Origin of the sequence: Vreelandella sedimenti (genome assembly GCF_013416325.1) — a bacterium.
In the GTDB taxonomy this organism is placed as follows: Bacteria; Pseudomonadota; Gammaproteobacteria; order Pseudomonadales; family Halomonadaceae; genus Vreelandella; species Vreelandella sedimenti.
In genome coordinates this window covers 38,993-54,666 of the sequence record NZ_JACCGK010000008.1, presented here as the reverse complement: position 1 = coordinate 54,666, position 15,674 = coordinate 38,993, and the positions used below count along the sequence as shown (strand labels likewise).

The following is a 15,674-nucleotide window of genomic DNA, read 5'->3' as shown; positions in this document are numbered from 1 at the left end:
CGGCAAGGAGGCTAGATGCAGCGCGACCAACTCCAGCAGGGGCTTCAGTACGCCTTCTTCACTGACATGCATCGGATTGTATTCTGGTACGACGCCCCGGGCTATTTTGCCGATGCGCTGCCCGAGCTGTCACTCGATGGTGTGCAGATCCTCAATATGGCGGGGGAGTCGACCCTGGGCGTAAAAATGCGCCTGGAGCTGGATGAGCCAGAGGCGCCGACGCTGCTCTACTTCCCTCACGCGGAACTCGCGTCCGAGGAAGACTGGCTGTTGGATACCATTCGCCGCTACAACGAAAGCACCCTCGCCGAGATGCGTACCGATTACGTGATCCCGCTCACCACTAAGCTCGCCAGCTACGTGGAGAAGCTGGAGCAGGACAAGGGCGCCAGCACCTCCGCCGCCGAAGCCAAGGGCATCGAAAAAGAACTGAGCAAGCTCTACAAGCAGCAGGCCGAACTCCACACCTTCGATGAGAAGCTGCGTCACTATGCCGACCAACGTATCTCGCTGGATCTGGATGACGGGGTGAAGGTGAACTATGGCAAGTTTGGGGATTTGTTGGCCGAAATGAAGGCGGTGACTGGCGAAAAGGCAGGCTAATAATGCTTTCGCCTCAAAATAAGGAATTACAAGGATGGCATTGAAGGCATATCGCGGCAGGCAGTTTGATCACACGCATGAAAACAAGGCGTTTGATCGACTGTACGATGCTCTCAGCATGCATTGTCTGTCCACCAATCAAGACTGGCACTTGTTAGCCAATTTTTACGTTGGTGGCCGGGAACTGGATGCGCTGCTCATAAAGCCCAACGCGCTGATCATTATTGATTTCAAGGCGTTCAGCGGAACCCTGACGTTTTCTGAAAGCGGACCATGGATGATGACCGATGAGTCCGGCCGCAGTGTGGAAGTGAAAGGTGGTGCTAGCGTTAACCCACTACGCCAGCTTACAATCAACAAACACGCCCTGATCGACTTTCTTAGTCGCAACATGGCTGATCTAAATACCACTTGTAACTGGCGCCATACCGCAGCACTGGTCGCTTTTCAGGGAGCGGTAGTGTTTGACGCACTCCACCTGCCCGGTGGCATCAAGCCCTGGTTTTATATCACTGATGAACGTCGGCTTATTAGGGATCTAGACGCCATCGTAAGCAAGGAAATCTCGCTGCCTCCGGCAGGTATCGAGCGAATGATCAAGCAGTTGGGTATTGAACTCTATGTACCAGCTGGCGTACCCGACGTGAGGCTACTGGGAGAAGGGCTGGAAGATACGAGCACAAAAGTTGCCCTCACACATCAACAAAGCGCGCTCCTGCAGCAGCTACGTCAGTGGTTGCAGAGTGCGACCGGCTTATTCCGTTTAGCTGGCATGGCTTCAACGGGCAAGCGCTTCCTGTTTCCCCATGTAGTAGAGGAAATTGGCGCTGCTGGATACGAAGTGCTGCTGCTTATTCCCAGCGTGCGGCTCTCCGGCACTTATCATCATTCGCAGGCACAATCCACCTCAATATACACCTGGTTATATAGCCGTGAACCAGACGATTTTGAGGTCATAAATGACCGCAAAATCGGTATTCACAAAATAAAGGAAGGCTTGTTGTCGCCACGCCAGATTCCTGTACTGGTTGATGCGCACCTGCTGAGTGACGAAGAGTTCAAGGTAACCGACAGGCGCTATGGTTCTGGTCACTTGATTCAGGATTTCCTGTCAGTAATTGAGTCGTACAAAGCCCCTTTTGTGGTTATCGGTGACCCATACCAGACTCCGCGTGGCTCAAAGCAGCGTAGCCTGATGACCGATAGCTTGTTGGAACATTGGCAGCTGTCTGTAGTGGGGGATCTATTGTCCGAGCAGGTTGTGCCTGATCCGCAAGATGCATTAAGTCAGTTTCAATCCCATCTGGTCAGCCGCCTGATCAACACCCGGTTCAACTCTCTGCCCCGTGTTGTCGGAAAACGATTGCAGATCCAGGATGAGAGCAATAAGAATAACTGGGAGCCAGACGTCAGTAATGTGTGCGCGGAATCTATCCTGCTCTGTGCCACCCATGAACAAAACCGCAAAATCAACGCTGCTGTCAAAACTAGAATTCTGGGCCACACAAGCCCATTACGACTGGGTATCAGGGATAGGGTCGATTTCTACAACCGTACACCGATCATTACTGCTGATTCCGAGACTTGGGCGAGCTCTGAACTGCGCTGGATAAGTGCTGGCGAAATAGCGCTTATTGACGGTGTTGACGAGGGTATTGAAACACATAGTGTGCAGTTACGCGGAAGAAGCAAGCCTACCTACCTGCGCTTCCAGCTTGCTCACTGCCGTTTACCCGGTGTGGGGGAGATAACGTTCCGTTATCTGATAGATTTCTACGAAGCAGAACGTCCTGAGCTGACCACAGACCAAGTGCTTGCATTACAGGTACTGGCCCGTCAGCTTGCCAAGCCATTGCTAACTGAACGGAAGGAAAGGCTGCCAGATAAGAAGGATCCGGCCTACGCGGAAGCCCGTGCAAGCTATGACCGTTACGAATACCAGATTCTCCAAGCCCAGGGTTATGCTACTGCTGCTCTGATTCGTCCTGCGCATGTAATGACGCTGCATAGAGCTCAGGGGCGACATTGGCCCTGCGTGTGGGTGAACGCTTCCCGCAGCTCTTCGGGTGGGAAACCTAACAATGCTGACTATTTTCGTTGGCTATATACTGCTTCTACCATCGCTGAAGAACAGCTGGTCGTCCGACAGATGCCTGCGCTCACACCCTTGATTTACGCCACTCTTAGCCGAGCCCATGATCTCCGAGTAGGGCCGTTTGCCGTCAATGCAGGACTGTTCTACGACTCTGCTCGGCAACCGAAAGAGCAGGAAGCATCCATTGTTCCGCCCCCAGGGTTTAGCGATACCGAGTTATTGCCCCTGCTGCTGGCTTTGAACGAGCGCCTTGAGAAATCAGCATGGCGTATTGGAGAGTGGAACGAGAATACATTTCAGGTGGTAATAAAATTCATTGAGCGCGATCAGCAAGCTGATGTCGCCGTACGGCTTCACTACGACAAGAAGAAAACCATCACCACAAAGGTCTTCATCAGCGGCAATCCAGAAGATCAAGCATCCATTGACAAGCTTGTTAGTGAGCCATTTCATGCACAAAGCTCCGCCCTGCAAGATGCCCTTGATGCAGTTTTAGAAAAACTGGCGTTTCATGGTTTCAGCCTTGCTCATGTAACCGAAAGTGATTATCTCCTTCACATGGTACTTGTAGCAGGCGAAGACGCTGTGGATGTACATATCAACGCAGACAAACGCGGTATGGTTAGCTCTATACGTATTAGCCGAGCGACATCAGAACGGGCAATCACTCGCTTCACCAATGCTATGGAGGCCCTAGCATGAGTATCTTTGACGATATCAGGGAGCTCAAATCAAACAATAATTTCGAGGGAGCCTGGCAGGCCGGCTACCAGGTGTTACAGCAGGATAAGAACAATGAATTCTTGAAAACATCGCTATTCTGGGTGATCTATGCGGCCTTGAAACTGATAACGGAGCCTATCAAGTCACGTGAAATCAATACTCCGCGACCATCCGAACAGCAGGAGATCGACCTGTGGGCGTCACGCATATCTGATCTGGAGCTAACCCTACCTAGCGATAACATTGACTTCAGGCTATGGAATCTTTTCAACAAGACCGGAAAGTTTTGTGAGCCCATCTGTTCCTTCATCTTGATGGCTGGGAGCAAGCTATTTAAGGCTGACGACCATAAGCCCTTTGTTACCGACAAAGGCGAATCACCCAGCACCGTTCAGAAGCTGGCCAGAATGGTGGCTGCACGTAACCTGCTTAACACTGAAGGAAGCACCTTGCCAGCACCTCGGATCGTAGCGTTTATCAAATATGCTGAAGAGGTCGCGGAAGATTCACCTGCAGGAAAGGTCTGGTTGGCGTACGACAAGGCCAGAGTCTATTTGCAGGCCGGTGAACTGCAAAGGGCGAGAGACGCATATCTGACGGTTCTTCATCGTAAACGCAGTGAGTCATGGGCCTGGTTCGGCCTAGCGACGACTTATGAAGATGAGCCGTACGTTGCAATCAAACTTCTGGCAAATGGATTATCTTCTGCCCATGACCCGAAATTCAGTATCCAGGGCCTGATTCAGATCGCCGAGCGATTCCATGAGACCGGAGCGGATGATAATGCATCCAAGGCACTGAGCAAGCTCCTGGAGATATACAGCCAGAATGGATGGGCGCCCCGGGATAATATCTTGGAGTTGACCTCCTCCCCCTGGTACGACGCCTCGATTGATTATAGTGACTTTGATGCAATTACTCGGAGCTTATCGGCAGGTGCGGAGCAATACACCATTGCCAAGCCAGAGCGTTATGCCGGCATTCTGCAAAATGTTCATGCCTCTTTAAAAGGCGCGAATATTTACGTATCCCGAGATATGACGCTGTCTGCGAGGAAAGGAGTTTTTCCCAAACGTAGTTTTCCCGAGCCAGGCACACCCCTTGAGCTGCTCTGCGATTTATCTTCAGATAAGCCTGAAGTAGTTTCAGTGAAGGTTGGCGACCATTTTGAATCCCCGGATATTCGTTTATTTGATGGCACACTGAGCATCACCGAGAGAGGTTTTGGCTTTGTGAGTGGCGACATATTTGTTCATGCTGCGCTGGCATCGACACTGCCAGATAACTGCCAAACGAAGGGCGTTGCAGTAGCAGCTTTTGATAAAGCGAAAAACAAGTATGGCTGGAGAGCTATTAGTCTCCACTCTAAAGATGGCTAGCGTCACGATCCGGCAAAATCACACGCATCTAAGATCAAGTCGTTATGAAAGCTTTATGCGCGCTAGGTGACATGGATAAAGCTATCCGACAACAATATAAGCGCGACAAGGACCAGGCATGGCCAAATACGAAGTAAAACAGACCGCAGTAAGCCAAGTGCTGGCGGATGTGCGCAGCGATAAGATTGCCATCCCGGAGCTGCAACGGCCATTTGTGTGGAAAACATCCCAGGTGCGCGACCTGATGGATTCGTTATACAACGGCTATCCGGTGGGCTACCTGATCACTTGGCAGTCGGTAGGCGCCAAGCTGAAAGGCGGCGACGTAGCGGCGCATCAGCAGATTCTGATTGACGGCCAGCAGCGCGTTACCGCTCTGCGAGCGGCTATTGCTGGCCAACCCGTAGTGGGTAAGCGATATCAAAAGAAGAGCATTGTTATCTCTTTCAACCCATTGACTGAAGAGTTCGCCACACGTACGCCAGCGATCAGTAATAGCCGGCAGTGGATTGACGATATCAGCGAGCTGTTCTCGGGAACCAGTCAATTGACATTTTTGCGACGTTATTTTGAAAAAAATCCCGATGCCGATGAAGGGCCGGTTGAGTCGGCGGTAGCAAAGCTCGCGGGTATTGAGCATGCGCAGGTCGGGGTGATTTCTCTCAACGATGATTTGGATGTAGAAACAGTTGCGGAGATCTTTGTGCGTATTAATGCCAAAGGCGTGCCGCTTTCCAGCGCGGATTTTGTGATGAGCAAGATTGCCACCTACGGTGATGAAGGGCGTAACCTGCGCAAGCTGATTGATTATTTCTGTCACCTGACTGTCTCTGGCCATGCCTTTGACGATATCCGCGAGAACGACGAAGAGTTTGCCGCCTCCCAGCATCTCGAAAAAATCCAGTGGCTCAAACGTCAATCGGATGAGCTTTTTCAGCCGGAATATACCGATGTGATCCGCATTGCGGGCTTGGTGGGGTTTAGCCGGGGCAAGGCCGGAGCAATTGTCAGCGAACTCTCCGGGCTGGATCCGGAAACCCGTAAGATTGATGAAAGCCGCATTCCCGATGCCTACCAGCGCTTTTCCAATGCGTTAGATCAACTTGTGCGCAAGACCCATCTAGAACGCTTTGTGATGATGATCAAGTCGGCGGGCTTTATCGACGCTAGCATGATTGGCTCCAAGAACGCGCTGAACTTTGCCTATGCGCTGTATTTGCGGCTGCGCAACGACGATCAGCTGAGCGAGGGGGAGCGGGCGCGTATCGTCAAACGCTGGTTCGTGATGACGCTACTCACTGGCCGTGCCGTGGGCAGCTTTGAATCAACCTGGGAAACCGACCTACGACGCATTAGCGAACACGGCGCTGATGGCTACCTGCGCATTCTGGAAGAATCTGAGCTTGGCGATGGTTTTTGGAAAGTGGCTTTGCTGCAGGAACTGGTATCACCTAGCAAGCGTAGTCCAGCGTTCCAAATCTACTTAGCAGCGCTAGTGAGTAAGGGGGGCCGTGGTTTTTTGTCGAAGTCGATAAATGTTGCTCAGATGATCGAAGGGCATGGTGATATGCACCATATTGTCCCTAAGAATTATTTGATTAAGAATGGCTTCCCGAAACAGGGTGACTACAATCAGGTGGCCAATTTTGCGCTGACGGAAACACCCATCAATATCGTTATTAAAGACCATCCTCCGCAGACCTATATGGCCAAGGTGAAATCACAATGCGACACCGGTAAGCTATCGTTAGGTGAAATTACTAATCTGACAGACCTTCAAGCTAACCTGATAGAGAACGCCATACCGGACTTTATTGACACCGTCACCGCTGACAATTACCGCGATTTTCTTGCTGCGCGTCGCAAGCTGATGGCGCAGATGATCCGTGATTACTATGAGGCTTTGTGAATTCCTAGCTCAAAATAAATTTCGCCGAGCTAATTACTCGCTTTAGTGCAATGTTGGCTTACTTCCGCGTCAACAATGAACAACTAATCTCCAGCAACAATATGACAACAGTTGAACCAGCTATGACCGAAAAACCAAATATTTTTTCGTTTGCCACGACAGAGCTATCGCAGGACGCCTTTATTGCGTGGCTGCTGGCTTGGGCCGATTTGCGATATGAATCAGTAGATGCCCAACTTCATGGTTGTGCCAAAAAGCTTATCGCCGCATTTTTCGCAAAACATGGCAAGCCGGTTCCGCACTTTACCGAAGTTACCGTAACGCGCCAGAGCAAGAATATTGATGTGCTGTGCGTGCTTGATGGCACGTTTGCGATTGTAATTGAGGATAAGACGCACACAGAAGCTCACTCGAACCAGCTGGTTAAGTACCTTGCCGACATTCAAGGCAGGGGTTACCAGCCCGATAATACTCTGGCGATATACTTCAAAACAGGCGACCAGACCTGTTACAAGGCCATTTATCGTAATGGATTTCAGCCGTTCTCACGGCGTAATTTTCTGGACGTGCTAGAGGCAGAAGCAGGGACAAGCAACGCTATTTTTCACGATTATTTAGCGTGGCTGCAGCATTGGGATACGCGGGTAGAAGCCTATCGAACAAAGCCATTCGAGAAATGGGATGGGTACGCTTGGATAGGGTTCTACAAAGCGCTCAAGGAGCAACTTGGTGAAGGCAACTGGGGCTATGTGCCAAACCAGTCTGGCGGGTTTCTGGGGTTTTGGTGCTGCTTTCAGGATATCTTGCACGTTCAGTTGGTGGACAACCGAGAGCTTCGTTTCCGAATTGATGTGCCGGATGTCACTCAGAGAGCAGCGTTAAGACGTGAGTGGTTCAATAAGATTGTTCAGCATTCAGAGGCTTTTGGCTTGAAAACCAAAAAGCCGGCCAGGTTTGGTAATGGTCAATCAATGGTTGTCGCCGTTTTTAACGGTGAGGATTTTCGGCAAACTGATCAAAATGGACATGTGGATCTGGATGCTACCGTGCGCTTGATCAACCAAGCAAAAGCTTTGCTGACAAGTTTAGCTCCCGAGCCTGTCAAATAGGCAGGATTTCAGTTTCCGACAAATAGAGTCCCTTTTGACATCCGCTAGCAGACCGATGTCATACACTGACGCAAGCGTTGTCGTTAATGAGTAGCTTTTGTATGGGTGGTACGCACAAGCACGTATTTAACGTCGTTGTGCTTAAGTCGCTCCTACAGATGCGTCGGCGCTTGCTGCTACTCGCGTGGTAGAATTTCACCTTAAACTTATGTTTTTGTTAACCATCCCTCAAAATACATAGATGGAAAGCGAAAGGTAATTGCTTCCACGGTGTTTATTGGTAAAGAGGCTATATGCAGCTCGAACAACTCCAGCAGGGCTTACAACACGCCTTCTTCACCGACCACCATCGGATTGTGTTCTGGTACGACGCCCCCGGCCACTTTGCCGAGTCGCTGAGTGAGCTCGCGCTGGAAGGCGTTCAGGTGATCGCGATGGCAGGGGAGTCGACCCTGGGCGTAAAGCTACGTTTGGAGCTGGAAGAGCCTGATACGCCCACACTGCTCTACTTTCCCTACGCCGAGCCAGCACCGGAAGATGACTGGCTGCTGGATATAAAGCTTTACTCTGGCCGGTTTTATGCGGATCGCGTCTCGATGATCTTTAATGAGCTGGGCCTTACGCGCCATGTGCTGCGCGAGCATCTAGCTCAGCGGCAGGCGTTTTTAGCCAGCCGAAAGCGTATTGAAGGGTTAAAGCGTTTAGTCACGCCTTCCATGAGTGAAGATGAGCTGGATCTTGCGATGCTGTCCGTGGTGGTGGGGGCAGCGTCAATAGATGTGGCGACGCTGCTGTTTCATCTGGCAGAAGAGGCGGTGACCCACGAGCTGGGGTTAGAGGCGAATCCGCCAACTTTAGTTGAGGCCGAGAAATATGCCCTGGTGCCTGCTTTTGTGCGTGCCCTGCAGGCCGAAGTCGGTTACCCCGCCAGCCGTGAAGAGCTGAGCGGTGAAACGTCTCTGAATTTCGGTCAGCTAATGTTGCGGTTGCTGATTACTGGCTATTGCGAGAGTATTTCTGATATTCCTGACTGGGCACGCCAGGTGGCAATTCCCTCTGTTAATGCCCGTGCCTCCTCGCGGGCGTTGCTGACTCGCTGGCGGGATAGCTCGCGTTTTTACCCCGCGTTCGATGTGATCTCTGGTTGGGTGGCTGATGCGCAGCGTATTGATGACAAGCTGCATAATGTGCCGCTAGAGCAGCTTAGCAATGTGGCCACTTTTGAGGTGGTGGAAAAGCAGATCATTGTGGATCTTTGCCAAGCGATTCCCACCGCTGATGTTCGCGACCTGCGGTTATTTGATAGCATTATTGTTGAGCGGTTAGATGGCTATTGGGCGTCTCGGCATAAAAACGATGCCCGCCGCGAGCGTTATCGGCAGCTGTACTCAGCGCTCACTGCGGCAATTGCACTGTTCAGCCTGCGCCACCAACATGCCAAAGGGTTTCACTTTGAGAGCGTTGAGGCGCTCTACCACGCTTACCAAACCGATCTATACCGTTTTGATACGGCTTATCGCCACTACACGGTGGCATCTGACGCGACCGGTGTTGAGCTGCTGAAAAACTTGGATACCGCCGTCGAGCGTTGTTACGACGAGTGGTTTTTAGGCCAGCTGACCCGCAACTGGAGCGAGCGTGTAGAGGCCGAGCAGCGGCTGACGCACTGGAAGCTGCCTAACATCCCTAATCAACAAAACTTCTACCGTGACTGGGTGCAACCTCAGTTAGCCGCTAGCCGCCAAAAACGCGTGGTCGTGGTGATTAGCGATGCCTTCCGTTATGAGGCTGCCGAAGAGCTGCGCGAGCGCATCAATGCCAAGCGTTACAGTGAAGCGACGTTAAAAAGTCAGTTGGGGGTAGTGCCTAGCTATACCACACTGGGCATGGCCTCGCTGCTGCCTCACCGTGAGCTAAGCTATCAATCAGGCAGTGATACGGTGTTGGTGAATGGTCAATCAACCCAGGGCACCGCCAACCGTAGCAAACTCTTAAAGGAAGCGCTGGGTGGTGAGGCCATGGCGGTCACCGCTGATGAAGTGAAAGGGTGGTCTCGGGAAGAGGGTCGCGAAAAAATCAAAGGCGTCCAGCTGATGTACGTTTACCAAAATGTGGTGGATGCCCGTGGGGATTCCGCTAACACCGAAAGCGAGACGTTTGCGGCGGTGGAAGATGCCATTGATGAGTTGGATCAGCTGACCCGTAAAATTTTGATGCACTTGAATACCAGCACGGTGCTGGTGACTGCAGACCACGGTTTCTTATTCCAGCGTAGCGCCCTGGATGCCACCGATCGCACGGCGCTAACGGACAAGCCTGCCTTCGCGTTCAAAAGCAAAAAGCGCTATGTGCTGGGTGGATCACTGCCTGATAACCCCAACGTATGGCATGGGCATACCCGCGATACCGCAGGTACCACCTGCGCCACACAGTTCTGGATACCCAAAGGCGCGCACCGTTTCCATTTTGTGGGCGGGGCGCGCTTTGTGCATGGTGGCATCATGCCCCAAGAAATCGTTGTACCGGTGCTCACGATACAGCAGCTGCGCGGCGAAAAAGCCGAGAAACGCAGTACCCGCAAGGTCGAAGTAATCTCACCGAAGGCATCGTTGAAGATGGTCAATAACATTCAGCGCTTCGACCTGCTGCAAACCGAAGCGGTGAGTGAACGCTTGCGGCCTGTCACCCTTTCAGTCGCGATTTATGAAGGCAGTAACGTGGTCTCCAGTGAAGAGGTAATCACCTTCGATAGCGCCAGCGACAAAATGAACGAGCGCATGAAGTCGGTACGCCTTTCGCTCTCGGGTACATCGTTTGACCGTAAAAATGACTATTTCCTGGTGCTACGCGATAAAGACTTAGGCACCGAGCGGGAGCGCTACCGTGTGGTGATCGACTTGGCCTTTACGGATGATTTCTTCTAAGCCAGTGATCGTCCGGCAAGTCGCGATGCAGGTAACCATTTGTCATCTGTAAACGTTTTGCCAGTTAGCTTTCTCACACACAAAATTGTGCTCTTTTTTGCCGTTTAGGAGTGACCGTCTACATGGATTTCGAGCCATCTTCCGCTACGCAAATGACTGATTCGCTCCACGACGCAGACTTGGACACGCTGCTCAATAGCCACTTTGCTGGCCGAGTGGTGCGCAAGGATCTAACTCAGCGCGTGAAAGAGGGCGCCAACGTGCCGGTGTACGTGCTGGAGTACCTGCTGGGTATGTACTGCGCATCTGATGATGCAGAGGTGATTGCAAAAGGCCTGGAAAACGTTAAAGCGATTTTGACGAATAACTACGTTCGGCCTGATGAAGCGGAAAAGGTGAAGTCCATCGTTCGGGAACGGGGCAGCTTCAAGGTCATTGATCGTGTCACGGTGCGACTGAACGAGAAGAAAGACCGCTATGAAGCAGCGTTTAGCAACTTAGGCATCAAAGATGCTGAGATCTCTGCAGGCATCGTCAAAGAGAACGAAAAGCTTCTAGTAGGCGGTATTTGGGTAATCGCAACGCTCAGCTACTTCCATGAAGAGGGGCAGACAACATCACCATTCGGCGTCAGCCTGCTCAAGCCGATTCAAATGCCGCACATGAATATGGACGAGCTATTTGAAGGGCGGCGTGGGTTCACCAATTCACAATGGCGTGAAGTACTGATCCGCTCGATTGGCATGGAACCCGCTGAGCTAGACGAGAGCGTGCAGTGGCACTTGCTCGCCAGGATGATCCCGTTTGTTGAAAATAACTATAACGTTTGTGAGCTAGGGCCACGTGGCACGGGTAAAAGCCATATTTATAAGGAGTGCTCGCCCAACAGCATTCTGGTCTCCGGCGGTCAGACAACGGTAGCTAATCTGTTCTACAACATGAGCTCACGACGCATTGGTTTAGTCGGCATGTGGGACTTGGTGGCGTTTGATGAAGTAGCGGGGATCTCGTTCAAGGATAATGACGGGGTGCAGATCATGAAGGATTATATGGCTTCTGGTTCATTCGCCCGCGGGCGTGAGCAGATGGAGGCATCGGCCTCAATGGTGTTTGTGGGCAATATCAACCAGAGCGTTGAGTCGATGGTGAAAACCAGCCATCTTTTGACGCCATTCCCTGATGCGATGATCGATGCAGCGTTTTTTGATCGCTTTCATGCCTACATTCCCGGCTGGGAAATCCCCAAGATGCGGCCATCGTTCTTCACCCAGCGCTATGGGTTTATCGTCGATTATCTGGCTGAATTTTTCCGCGAAATGCGTAAGCGCAGTTTTGCCGATGCGATTGATCGCTATTTCTCCCTGGGTGACAACCTCAATCAGCGTGACGTGATTGCTGTTCGAAAAACGGTTTCTGGCCTGCTCAAACTGATGTTCCCGCATGGTGAGTACGCGAAAGAAGAGGTGGGGGAGTGCTTGGAATACGCCATGCAAGTGCGACGCCGGGTGAAAGAGCAGCTGAAAAAAATTGGTGGCATGGAGTTTTACGATGTCCATTTCAGCTACATCGACAAGGAGACCCTGGAAGAGCACTTTGTATCGGTGAAAGAGCAGGGCGGAGGTGGCCTGATTCCAGAAGGCCAAGGTAAGCCGGGCGTAATACATACTATTGGCCTAAGCGACAAGGGTATGCCAGGTGTTTACCGCATCGAAATGCAGGTAACCACAGGCAGCGGCAAGCTGGCGATGTCGGGTCTGTGGAATTCCACCGGAGCCAAAGAGCAGGTCAAAATGGCATTTGATTACTTCAAGGCCAACGCCAGCCGTATCAGCGGTGCCCGTAAGGTCATGGAGCATGATTTCCACCTCCATGTAGTAGATCTTCAAAATAGCGGTGTCCTGCGTGATTTATCGTTAGCCAGTTTGGTGGCGTTTTCATCAGGCCTTGTCAGCAAGCCTACGCAAAGCCAAATGGTGGTGCTAGGCGATATGAGCCTGGGCGGTAGTTTAAAACCCGTTCAAAACCTTGCAGAGTGTCTGCAGGTCGCCTTCGATGCTGGCGGTAAGCGAGTCACCCTGCCAATGAGCAGCGCCATGGATATTCCCACCATCCCCGGCGAGCTATTTACCAAATTTCAGACCAGCTTCTATGCAGAGCCAATAGACGCAGTCGTGAAGGCGCTTGGAGTTGATTAAGGATAATCTTATTCATTTACATCTCCCCACCATGGGAGCGTAGTGTATCTCTTGCACGTTTTCGTTCGGTGATTAACCCAGATAAAGCCGAAGGAATGACGATTACCGTGCTGCTCACGTTCTTCCAGGATAAGGGCACCAGTAGCTTATTCAGGCGAATGGGTAACCCACGTAAATTCAGGTGATCTAGTGCTGTACGAACGTTACCAGGTGTCACGCGACGCTGCGCTAAGTGGCCCATTGGAATGGTGGCTTGAGGGCGTGGCTGCGTTCAGGCAGCACTGCTTGAAGCAAATTACTTAACTGCTCAGGTGCTAGTGGTAAAACTCCACTTTCAGATCAAAGCGATGCATCACACCACGATTCAGGCTACCCACGCGGTTAGTGGTAGCCAGCAAAATGCCGTCGAAATTCTCAATCTGTATCAATAGCCCATTGTTATGAGAAATTTCCCCGCCATGCAAACCACAAAGTACGCTCAGTGTACTTTTCGATGCTTTGTAGGTGCACACAGCGTATTAGCCACTTCTTGGTTCCTTTCGGCTTATGAAAGAAAGCTTAAAAAGGTCGTTAAAAGTACACTGAGTGTACTTTTAAGTATTTTGACAAAGAATGATTTTTCAGCCCTCACTCCAGAGCTTGGTCTAATTGCAGAAAACAATGATTTAGGCCTGATGCTGCTTTGGAACCGACTAGTTAAACTAGCCGAGTAAAAATTGCGGCTGGGCAATCAAAAAATCAGCTTGCTAGCTGGGCAAGAGAATAAACCAGCAATCAAATCACCGGGCTCCCCGGAACACACTAAATTTTTCTTCAGAACGAGGCATAGCCTCACCTTCCTATGTCTGGGCTACCCCAGTTTTAATCATGTAAGTACCTACGTAATAAATCAAAGCTAACGACTGAATGCCGTACTGATGATCGCGTGATCTTTGTACCTAAATAGTCATTTCGGCGTTAACGAACGAACCAAAATATTATGGTTTAAAAGTAACAGGCCTTTAAAAGGTTAAAGAGAGCCCGTGATATGGGCATTTCAACAATCGTTTTGTGCGTGAAAACGCGTGAAAAACTTCCACAAACGCTCAATGGTTTGACTGCGAAATGGGTTGCTCTTCTTTATTCGAAAGATGTAGCGAGCCTGGCCAGCACCCAGAGGAAAAAAATCATGGCAATCAAAAAACAGGAGGTCACGACGCCTCCCTCAAAATCGTCGTTTGCTCGCGTGTGTCTCAACGTACTGAGTGCGAATAGAACTGACCGTCTAGTTAGGTGTTGGCTTCGAGCAAAAATATGGGGTTGCTGCCTAGCGCTGGCATGACTAGGCGGGCAACTCCAACCTTCAAACGAGATAGTTTATATGGGGTGTACATGGGCAGTAGAAATTGTGGGGTGGGTACGCGATGTATGACTTCTGCAGCACGTATTCTTCTGGATCGCGAGATACCGAAAAAAAATTTGTCATTTCAGAGCGTGTCTAGCATTCATCAAGCGTGGTCAAAATTCTCAAATTTTGCACATGAAAAGGGGATTCGAAGGCTTGAGCACATTACCAGCGATCTTGCTATCAACTATGGTAAAGAGCTCGCTCAAAAGGTTAATGCCCACGAATGCAGCGCTGGATATGCCCAGCGTCTGGTAAGTGCAGTAAATACGGTAATGAAGCTAGTCAATACCCGCTGGCGAGCGGTTAAACCGGTAAAAGATTGTGGCATACCCAAGCGAATGGCAGTGCGTGTTCAGGCGCCGTCGGGTATGGACAAAGACGATATCGATAAAGCTGTTGCAGAATTGCGAGTAAATGGGCTGATACGAGCTGCTGCTATCGTCCAATTAGCCTGGTGTTTTGGTTTGCGTGTAAAAGAAGCTTCACTACTGGATACAAACAAAGCGCTGGCACAATGTAACGAAATCGGGCGCTTTCATGTCTCAGCTGGGACCAAGGGCGGAAGAGCGCGTTTTGCAGAGTTACGCCATTCTTACCAGCTGGTGGCACTTCGTGAGTCTGCAGAGGTTCAACAGAAAAATCGGTCTGTACTGAAGTCTGACTCCGATTGGCATGCTTTTCGTGAAAGAGAGCTATTCGAAGCAAGGGCTGTCATTAAAAAGCACAACATTAAGCAATATCACGATTTGCGCGCAGCTTATGCCTGCCATCGCTATAAACAGATCACCGGTAATGATGCCCCGGTGTTAACAGGAGTAATAGTGGATAGGGAGGCAGATCGAATAGCAAGGCAACAGATCGCTCTTGAGCTAGGCCATAACCGAATAAGCGTAGTGTCTGCTTACGTAGGAGGCATGGCATGAGCAAGCTGACGAGCCAAATTACAGTGCTGTCTAATGGGTACGTGCGAAAAGGTGGAAAACAAAACAGGAAACAACAGCAGAAGAGAATGCTTGCGTTTGGAATTTTTTGTTCGTCCCAAGGGGCAACTTGCATGGGCCAGGTTGGTGCTAAACATGTCATCCGGTATTGGAAATCCGAATCGATGCTGGATAAATCGGATGCGACCCGCTTGCAACATTACTATGCTCTCAAGTCTCTTTGGGGATTAGCGGGTAAGGATGGGGGCCCGCCAAAACCGTTTAGCTCCGCAGCGCTTGCAGAGGCGCAAAAAAGTCGTGAACAAGATGAGAGCATCCGAGTGCGCAAGTCGTCTAGTTGATAAAAAAAGGCACTGTGTCATAGATGAGCAAGCAGTGCCTGATTCACTTGAATACTTTTTAGTAGGGT

Annotated in this window: 9 protein-coding genes; all 9 read left to right on the top strand. The window is 50.8% G+C overall.

The window, feature by feature from the left end:
• The first annotated feature begins 15 nt into the window (after positions 1–15).
• The 9 genes from HZU72_RS10320 (at position 16) to HZU72_RS10280 (ending at position 15,606) form a co-directional block, all read left to right on the top strand.
• Positions 16–603, top strand: coding sequence for a BREX-1 system adenine-specific DNA-methyltransferase PglX (locus HZU72_RS10320; RefSeq protein WP_235976066.1), 588 nt, complete (start codon positions 16–18; stop codon positions 601–603).
• A 34-nt stretch (positions 604–637) separates the two neighbouring features.
• Positions 638–3,400 (top strand): NERD domain-containing protein, encoded by a 2,763-nt coding sequence (locus HZU72_RS10315; protein WP_235976065.1) that lies wholly within the window; start codon positions 638–640, stop codon positions 3,398–3,400.
• The gene (locus HZU72_RS10310) at positions 3,397–4,800 is read left to right on the top strand and encodes a tetratricopeptide repeat protein (protein WP_180091722.1); all 1,404 of its coding nucleotides are present in this window, start codon (positions 3,397–3,399) and stop codon (positions 4,798–4,800) included. Before HZU72_RS10315 ends, HZU72_RS10310 begins: the two co-directional genes overlap by 4 nt.
• A gap of 118 nt (positions 4,801–4,918) precedes the next feature.
• Positions 4,919–6,709 (top strand): GmrSD restriction endonuclease domain-containing protein, encoded by a 1,791-nt coding sequence (locus tag HZU72_RS10305; protein WP_180091721.1) that lies wholly within the window; start codon positions 4,919–4,921, stop codon positions 6,707–6,709.
• A 122-nt stretch (positions 6,710–6,831) separates the two neighbouring features.
• Positions 6,832–7,818, top strand: coding sequence for a PD-(D/E)XK nuclease family protein (locus HZU72_RS10300; protein ID WP_180091720.1), 987 nt, complete (start codon positions 6,832–6,834; stop codon positions 7,816–7,818).
• Between the two features lie 293 nt (positions 7,819–8,111).
• Positions 8,112–10,742, top strand: coding sequence for a BREX-1 system phosphatase PglZ type A (pglZ, locus tag HZU72_RS10295; protein WP_180091719.1), 2,631 nt, complete (start codon positions 8,112–8,114; stop codon positions 10,740–10,742).
• Positions 10,743–10,864: 122 nt separating this feature from the next.
• Positions 10,865–12,937, top strand: a complete 2,073-nt coding sequence (gene brxL, locus HZU72_RS10290) for a protease Lon-related BREX system protein BrxL (protein WP_208458032.1) — start codon at positions 10,865–10,867, stop codon at positions 12,935–12,937.
• A gap of 1,407 nt (positions 12,938–14,344) precedes the next feature.
• Positions 14,345–15,247 (top strand): integrase domain-containing protein, encoded by a 903-nt coding sequence (locus tag HZU72_RS10285; protein WP_180091718.1) that lies wholly within the window; start codon positions 14,345–14,347, stop codon positions 15,245–15,247.
• Positions 15,244–15,606, top strand: coding sequence for a hypothetical protein (locus tag HZU72_RS10280; RefSeq protein WP_180091717.1), 363 nt, complete (start codon positions 15,244–15,246; stop codon positions 15,604–15,606). Before HZU72_RS10285 ends, HZU72_RS10280 begins: the two co-directional genes overlap by 4 nt.
• The last annotated feature ends 68 nt before the right edge of the window (positions 15,607–15,674 follow it).